At 36.6% G+C, this 3985-nt stretch carries 4 protein-coding genes and 1 other annotated feature; of the genes, 2 read left to right on the top strand and 2 right to left on the bottom strand.

Going from position 1 to position 3985, the window contains the following annotated elements; all coding sequences use genetic code 11:
* The first annotated feature begins 117 nt into the window (after positions 1-117).
* A complete protein-coding gene (locus KI356_RS25175; protein WP_002117022.1) occupies positions 118-498 on the top strand; it encodes a DUF3899 domain-containing protein in 381 nt (126 codons plus the stop codon).
* A 105-nt stretch (positions 499-603) separates the two neighbouring features.
* Positions 604-821, top strand: a binding site (T-box leader).
* A 74-nt stretch (positions 822-895) separates the two neighbouring features.
* Positions 896-1885, top strand: a complete 990-nt coding sequence (gene trpS / locus KI356_RS25180) for a tryptophan--tRNA ligase (RefSeq protein WP_128282154.1) — start codon at positions 896-898, stop codon at positions 1883-1885.
* Positions 1886-2152: 267 nt separating this feature from the next.
* On the opposite strand, the gene KI356_RS25185 is transcribed toward trpS, so the two are convergent.
* Both KI356_RS25185 and KI356_RS25190 read right to left on the bottom strand, forming a co-directional pair.
* Positions 2153-2899: a YjbA family protein gene (locus KI356_RS25185; protein WP_002117017.1), complete on the bottom strand. Its 747-nt coding sequence runs from the start codon at positions 2897-2899 to the stop codon at positions 2153-2155.
* Positions 2900-3045: 146 nt separating this feature from the next.
* Positions 3046-3834 (bottom strand): DUF2268 domain-containing putative Zn-dependent protease, encoded by a 789-nt coding sequence (locus tag KI356_RS25190; protein ID WP_128282153.1) that lies wholly within the window; start codon positions 3832-3834, stop codon positions 3046-3048.
* Positions 3835-3985: the final 151 nt, after the last annotated feature.

The raw sequence follows: 3985 nt of genomic DNA on the forward strand, positions 1-3985 counted from the left end.
CCATCATCTTGAAATTAGAACTTCAATTACATGCAATTTTCAAAAAATTATTTATATTACTTATTATAACTTTTATAGTATAATAATTCTAGTAATATTTTGACGGAGGGGAATATTTTGAATAAAGTTTTTTTTCATACTTGTATACTATTTTTTGTAGCGATAATCGCTGCTAGTGTGGGCGCATCCCTCGTTTCATCTCAGTTTTTGTTGAATTTTGTCAACATCTCATTCTATATCGCATTGTTTTTTATTCTTATAGGTGGTTTTTTATACATCTTTCAAAATGGATTTTTTAACGTAACAATTTACGCATTCCAAAGAGTATTTGGTACGAACAAAAAGATTGACTCTTTAATTGAAGAAGCTGAGGAACCTATCGATAAGAAAGAACGTATTTATAAAACATATTCATTCAAATGGACGTATCCGATTTGTATTACTGGTATCGTACTTGGGTTGTTCTCGACCCTCATTAGCTTTACTATTTTGATGTAGTTTGCAAACACTATTCCATATGATATAATAATCAGCAAAACATTTTGTTATAAAACTTTAGTTCTTTCATATTAAAAGGGCTCAGTTAACAATAAATAAATTTATATGTATGCGATGATAAAGAAGAGTACATATTGGGGCAATTTCAGAGAGCTTGTGGCTGGTGTGAACAAGTAATTGTACAGTATGGAATGGGCTTTTGAGCACCAAACCGAACCGAAAGTAGTAGGCTTTGGCGTTATATCCAGACGTTATTATGGATCTTGAGAGATTTCACAGCTGTGAAATAATTAGGGTGGTACCGCGGTCCATTCGTCCCTATGTAATTTGGGATGAATGGGCTTTTTTGTATGCCTTCTCTTCCCCATCGCACATTCAATTTTAGGAGGAATTACTTATGTCAGTTATCTTTTCTGGTATTCAGCCAAGTGGAACAATTACACTTGGAAACTATTTAGGAGCTATGAAGCAATTTACAGAGCTTCAAAACGAACACGACTGTTATTTCTGTATTGTAAACCAACATGCGATTACAGTACCTCAAGACCCTGCAGGGCTTCGCAAAAACATTCGCAGCCTTGCTGCGCTATACGTTGCATGCGGCATCGATCCTGAAAAAGCTACTTTATTTGTACAATCAGAAGTGCCAGCACACGCTCAACTAGGATGGATTATGCAATCTGTTGCGTACGTTGGAGAATTAGAGCGTATGACACAATATAAAGATAAAGCATCTGGTAGAGATTCAGTTCCAGCTGGATTACTTACGTATCCACCATTAATGGCTGCTGATATTTTACTTTACAACACAGAAATCGTGCCTGTTGGTGATGACCAAAAACAACATATGGAATTAACACGCGACCTAGCAGAGCGCTTCAACAAACGTTTCCGCGAAGTGTTCACGATTCCTGAAATTCGCATTCCAAAAGTAGGGGCACGCGTTATGTCATTAACAGAACCTACGAAAAAAATGAGCAAATCTGATCCAAATCCAAAATCAATGATCAGCATGCTTGATGATCCAAAAACAATCGAAAAGAAAATTAAAAGTGCCGTAACTGACTCTGACGGTATCGTTAAATTTGATAAAGAAAACAAACCTGGTATTGCTAACTTATTAACAATCTACTCTTCATTCTCAGGAAAAACAGTGGAAGAAATAGAAGCAATGTACGAAGGAAAAGGATACGGCGACTTCAAAGGTGACCTAGCAAAAGTAGTTGTAGAAGCAATTCGTCCAATCCAAGACAAATATAACGAACTAATCAACTCCCCAGAACTAGACGAAATTCTAGACAAAGGTGCCGAAAAAGCAAACCACGTTGCATTCAAACAACTACGCAAAGTAGAAAACGCAATGGGACTAAGCAGAAAACGTAGGTAACTTAAAAAGCGGAAGCGGCTCGCCCAGAATGTGAGGGGGATGGAGCTCCTGACGTAGAGGCGCTTTTTGCCTCGCTGGAAGGCGCGAAGCCACCGAACATTCTTGCCGCTGGAGCTGGATTTCATATAAAGCGGAAGCGGCTCGTTCAGCTCTGACTGGCTAAGGTTCTTTCGCATAAAAGGCGCTTTTTGCCTTCTTATGCGGAAGGTTCTTATACACGAAGAGCTTGCCGACTCCATATAAAAAAACCGCCAATTGGCGGTTTTTTTAATTTACCTTCTGCTCATTTTCCATTTCCCATAACTTTTCGAAAAACGGTTGTCCTTTTACAAGGCGCTCACATAATTGCTCGTGCTTTTCAGACCATCCAGTTTTCGCTTCATCATAAAGCTTAGTCCAAACATCTTCAAACTCCATATGTTGAACCATTCCGTATGCTGATGGATCCCACTCCGTGAACCAATAGCGAATTTCAGCTGGATTTTTCGTTGTATGTAATTGATCTAACGCCATAAATAATAATTGTTTTAACTGTCTTTCTTTACGAGTTAGGCCATTCATAATGAAAGGCGATGGTGATAAAATATGATGTTCTTTTTCAATCTCTTCCACTTGGAACTCATACTTTTCTGCTTGCACATTTTCTACCATCTCGTATACCATCTGTTCTTGACGCGGTATTAGCCTACTTTTTCGAATCGGCACATTGTAGCCGATTGAATCAATTGCAATAATTCCTTTTCCATCTGTAACTACAAAACAATACTCTTGTTGCAAACGTTCGTGATTTTTACGAATATAAGCCTTATGATGTACGTCTTCCAATAACTTTTGCGGAAGCTCTAACAATTCGTCCTCGATGTAATGATATAATGTGGAATCTACTTTTAATAATGGCACTTGATCTAATAGCTCAATCGTATCATCTTTCCGCCATTCGTAAAAATGACAAACGTTATACCCATTCTCTTCACCTTCAAACCAATTTACCCATACATCATGCAGATATAACATTCTCTACCCCTCACTTCACTAAGGTTTGTACCAATCATTATGTTCATTTTTGCTTAACTTTATTCCACTTGAGGAAATATATTCTAATTATTATTTTTTCTCCTATTAACTAAAAAAAACAGGAGATAAGAGCTCCTGTTTTTTCATTACACATTAAATGTATTTGCTTTATTCAAGATTTCTTTTGCATCTATAGATAATAAAGATAGTGTATTTTCTCCTTCAAATGCTACACAGTCTTTCACAATATGAAATCCGAGTGCATAGCCAAGCATTTTCGGATAGGAATGAAGTCCATTTAATAAAATGTCATGCTCCCTTGTTCCACGTTTTATCGTTATTCTTTCGTGTACAACGTTTCGCCAATAATAAAGCGCTTCTTCTTTCGAAAGGTACATCGTCCATGGTGCATTACTTTTTTCTGTATGCCTTTCCCTCACGGCCTGTTCAGCTAAACCTTCCATAATCATCGTATCAAGCAATGTATACTCCGTTTCTTTCGTATCAAATTGATGTAACCTACATATGTGATGATATTCGTGCGTTAATAATGCTTTTAATTCTTCTATCGAATTTCGTCCACATACGAACAAGAAAATAACGTGACGCATAGATAATCCAGCCTTCCCGTTATACTCTTTTTGTACAGTTCGATTATATGAATCTGATAACAAAATAAAAATAGGGATATCTGGACCGTTTAGCCAACTTTTTAATTTTTCATACTCCATGCTAAGTTCTTTCCAAATTTCTTTTTTCTCTAACTCTTTAATTTCCTGTTCTCCCCTCATTACTGGGCGATACATCCCTTTAGAGATTAGAAATCGATACAGCCTTTCTTTTGGCAATGGAATATACTTTGTAAATTTCTCGCAAAGCTTTTCTGGGCGTCCATAATACAGATGTAACCATTCTGCCGTTTCAACAACCCCCATCTTCCTCCCTCCTTTTCTTATATATATGCGAAAACAGAAAGGAACGTAAAAATAAATAAGGTATTTTTTCGTAATATGTTACGAAAAAACACCTTATTTTATCTATTACTTATATGCTTTAAATACTAATACTGCGTTATGACCACCGAAT

This window comes from Bacillus hominis, assembly GCF_018332515.1.
Classification (GTDB): Bacteria; Bacillota; Bacilli; order Bacillales; family Bacillaceae_G; genus Bacillus_A; species Bacillus_A hominis.

Coding starts and splice junctions, on each gene's coding strand:
- trpS (WP_128282154.1), top strand. CDS start 896: ATGTCAGTTATCTTTTCTGGTATTCAGCCAAGTGGAACAATTACACTT.
- KI356_RS25185 (WP_002117017.1), bottom strand. CDS start 2,899: ATGTTATATCTGCATGATGTATGGGTAAATTGGTTTGAAGGTGAAGAG.
- KI356_RS25190 (WP_128282153.1), bottom strand. CDS start 3,834: ATGGGGGTTGTTGAAACGGCAGAATGGTTACATCTGTATTATGGACGC.